Annotated in this window: 4 protein-coding genes; 1 reads left to right on the forward strand and 3 read right to left on the reverse strand. The window is 73.7% G+C overall.

The window, feature by feature from the left end; translation table 11 throughout:
• Positions 1-418 (reverse strand): hypothetical protein (locus tag E1267_RS43115; protein WP_220449948.1); only part of this gene is annotated, 418 nt, incomplete at its 3' end.
• 1 nt (position 419) lies between these two features.
• Here E1267_RS43115 and E1267_RS43120 point away from each other — a divergent pair.
• Positions 420-779, forward strand: coding sequence for a hypothetical protein (locus E1267_RS43120; RefSeq protein WP_132342012.1), 360 nt, complete (start codon positions 420-422; stop codon positions 777-779).
• Here the strand turns inward: E1267_RS43120 and E1267_RS43125 are convergent.
• Positions 776-1,432 (reverse strand): hemerythrin domain-containing protein, encoded by a 657-nt coding sequence (locus E1267_RS43125; RefSeq protein ID WP_132342015.1) that lies wholly within the window; start codon positions 1,430-1,432, stop codon positions 776-778. The genes E1267_RS43120 and E1267_RS43125 overlap by 4 nt on opposite strands.
• Before the next feature lie 56 nt (positions 1,433-1,488).
• A partial coding sequence (locus E1267_RS43130) for a WD40 repeat domain-containing protein (RefSeq protein WP_181957930.1) occupies positions 1,489-3,320 on the reverse strand: 1,832 nt, incomplete at its 5' end.

Below are 3,320 nucleotides of genomic sequence, written 5' to 3' on the forward strand. Positions count from 1 at the left end.
CCCCGCCCTCGGCCCCGCGACGGCCGGCACCGCCAGGACCGGCGTGGCCCGAGAGAGTGCCGTCCGGGGTGGTGGCGGGGGCCACGGGCACCCGCCGTTCGCGCAACGGCGCGAGGACCGTGGCGTTCACGGCGACCACCGCGGCCGTCGTGGCGGCCGGCGTGCTGGTGTGGCAGTCGCTCCCGGCCCGGACCCCGGTCGACCCCGGCGTTTCGAGGTCGCCCGGGAACAGCCCCATGGTTGGACCATCCGGCGGCGGGAAGCCGTCCGGCAGGGTGTCCTCCAGCGGTGAGCCCACCGTCACCGGGTCCCCGAGCACGAGCACGGCGGGCGTGAACGAGAACCTGCACACCGCCGCCGGTGTACGCGCCATGATCACCAAGGTGAAGCCCGTCATCGGCGGAACCAAGGTAGTCAAGATGGTCTTGTATCCGGACTATGCCTCCGTCGACGTGCCCGTGAAGGACGACCCGGAGATCTACGACAGCTTCTCCTACCGCGACGGCGAGATCAGCAAGTCGACGATCGGCGGCAAGGTGCGCGGCCCCACGGCGGACCTGTCCAGGTACGACTGGGACGCCTTGCCCAGACTGCTCAGAAAGGCGAACAAAGACCTCGGCGTGCCCAGACCCACCTCGAAACATGTGATCGTGGATCCCGACTACGGGTTCGACGGCATCCGGCAGGCGCTGCTCGTCTACGCGTCCGACGGGATCCGGTCGGGCTACCTGGTCGCCAGCCCGAAGGGCAAGGTGCTCAGGATGTTCCCCGACGACTAGCCGAAAGCCGCCCGCTCGTGCCTGGCGTACCGGCCCCTGGTCATTGCGAGCAGGATGCGCAGCGGCGCCCCCGCGCCCGCCAGCAGCCGGTTCCCCTCGTCCCGCGTGGCATGACGGAGCAGCCAGGGCGCCGTGAAGGTCAGTTGCCCGAACGACGCCCGTTTGGCGATCTGCCGCTCCGCCCAGGCGTAGGCGTCGTAGGGCACGAATCTGAAGATGATCGGGAAGAGGTCCGACTCCTCCTCCGCGATGTGCTCGTCCAGGAAGTCGGTCAGCTCGGCCAGGCGGCTCCGCAGCACGTGGCGCTCGCCCCGCAGCGCGGCGCGGCAGCGGTCGAGCACGGGGCCGAGCGCCTGGTGGTCGTCGGTGTACGGGCTGAGGTCCACGGCGTGGCCGGCCGTACGCTCGATGATCGGCCACAACAGGTCGTCCTCGTTGGCGTGGTGGTGGTGCACCTCGGTCAGGACCGAGGCGGCGTACGCGCGGACGGCCTCGTTCCTGCCGCCGGTGAGCGGGTCCGTCCCGCCCAGCACCTCGGTGATCCGCCGCAGGTCGGTGAGCATGGCACGGTGGATGACGTACATCGAGGTGAGGTCCGGTTCGCGTTCCCCGTCGTGGCGGGGGGCGACTGCTGGGATTCGCACAGTGTTCATGCGGACAGCATGCGCGGGGGCACTTTTCGTCCTCTGGTCGCCGGCTTGTCGCCGGGTCAGCAGGTGTCCCTGTAGCGGTTCTCCGGGATAAGACGGCTCCACTCCGCCCTGCTCAGCGGGCCGCCGGCCCTGGCGCACACCTCCTGCGCCGTGAGCGCGGGATCGACCGGCGTCTCGCGTACGGTGCCGTCGAGCGCCACCCCGCGCAGCCGCCTGCCGTCCTGGCTGAACGCCGGTCCGGCGGCCCAGGACCCGACCTCGCCGACCTCGCGCAGCGTGTTCACGTCCCAGAGCGACGTCCGGGCGGCGTCGATCGCCAGCAGGTCGCCCTTCGGCGAGAACCGCACTTCGTCCACCGGGGTGGTGCCGGTGCCGATCGTGCCGCGCGGGACGCGTTCGTACACGTCCCAGAGGAGCACCCGGCCGCCGTCCAGCCCGAACGCCAGCGTGCGGCCGTCGGGGGAGAAGGCGAGCGCGGTCGGCGTGGTCCTGGCGTTCGCCTGCGCCGCCAGGGCCAGCGGAGTGATCCTGCCGGTGCGGAGGTCGAGCAGGTTCGCGCCCGCGGCCAGCGTCGAGCCGTCGGGGCTGAAGGCCAGCGCCAGATCCGCCGCGCCCTCGTACACCTTGATCCGCCGCCCTTCGCGCACGTCCCAGGTCTCCAGGGCGCTGCCGCGGGCCGTGGCCAGCGTGCCGCCGTCGGGGGAGAGCGACACGGCGAGTACGTCGCCGCCCGCGTCGATCGAGGCCACCTGCCTCGCGCCGGCCACCTCCCACACGGTCACCGGGTCGCCCGTGACGGCGAGCAGCCGCCCGCCCGCGGCGAACGACACGTCGCCCGCGGCGGCGATCCGGCCGAGCGTCCTGCCCGCGACGGTGTCGGTGAGCTCGATCGTGTCGCCCACCTCCTTGGCCGCGAACCGGCCGTTGCCGCTGAAGGTGGCGGTGCGGCCCGTGTCGGAGGGTGCGGGCAGCCCGGCGACGTCCAGCGAGACGACCGAGCCGGTGCCGCTGAGGTAGCGCAGGGTGCGCCCGTCGGCGGAGAACGCCAGGCCGTGGCCGGGGTCCCTGAGCGGGTAGGAGCCGGTCACGCGGCGTTCGGCCACGTTCCAGACCCGCACCTCACCGGCGCCCGGCAGGGCCAGCAGGCGGCCGTCAGGACTGAACACGGGCGGCCCGTCCAGCGTGCCCTCCACGGTTCCCAGGGTCAGGGTGCCGGTCTTCGTGGGCGCCTGCCGCTCCTCCGCACGAAACGTCTCCGCGCCGTTCTCGGGGCTGGGGCTGGCGTCCGCACCGCCACGGTTCGCGCCGTCCTCGACCGGCGCCCTCACCTGCGAGAACCGCGGGTCCTCCCCGCCCGGCCGCTCCACGACACCAGGCCGCGGGCCCTCGCCGGCGTGGCGGGAGGCGTGCACGCCCGCAGGCGCCGCGCCGGTGGAGGGACGTGCGAGGCCCGCCGCCGGCGTCCCCCCGGCGGCGGGTGGGTTGCCGCCGGAGGGACGCGGTTTCCCGGCCGAGCCGGGTGGGTTCGCGGTGGCGGAGGGCGAGGAGGACGGGGCCGTGGCGGTGGTCAGAGGGCTGGGGAACTGCGAGCGCTGTGTACGGGCGGCCCCACGGTCGGCGGCGACGAGCGTGACCCCCTCGCGTCCCGCCACGGCCAGCGTGCTCCCGTCAGGGCTGAACGACAGGGCGGGCGCCGCCGCGTCCGGGCCGGTGAGCGGCTGGACCTCGATCGTCCCCGTACGGGCCTTCGGCGCCAGCTCCCACAGCTCGACCCGCCCGTCAAGCCGGGACAACGCCGCCATGGACCCGTCGCGGGCGAGCGCCACCGTGCGGTCGGTGACGTCGAAGACCACCTCCGAGCCCCGGTAGACGCGGGTCCTGCCGGCGC

Source organism: Nonomuraea longispora, assembly GCF_004348345.1.
Classification (GTDB): domain Bacteria; phylum Actinomycetota; class Actinomycetes; order Streptosporangiales; family Streptosporangiaceae; genus Nonomuraea; species Nonomuraea longispora.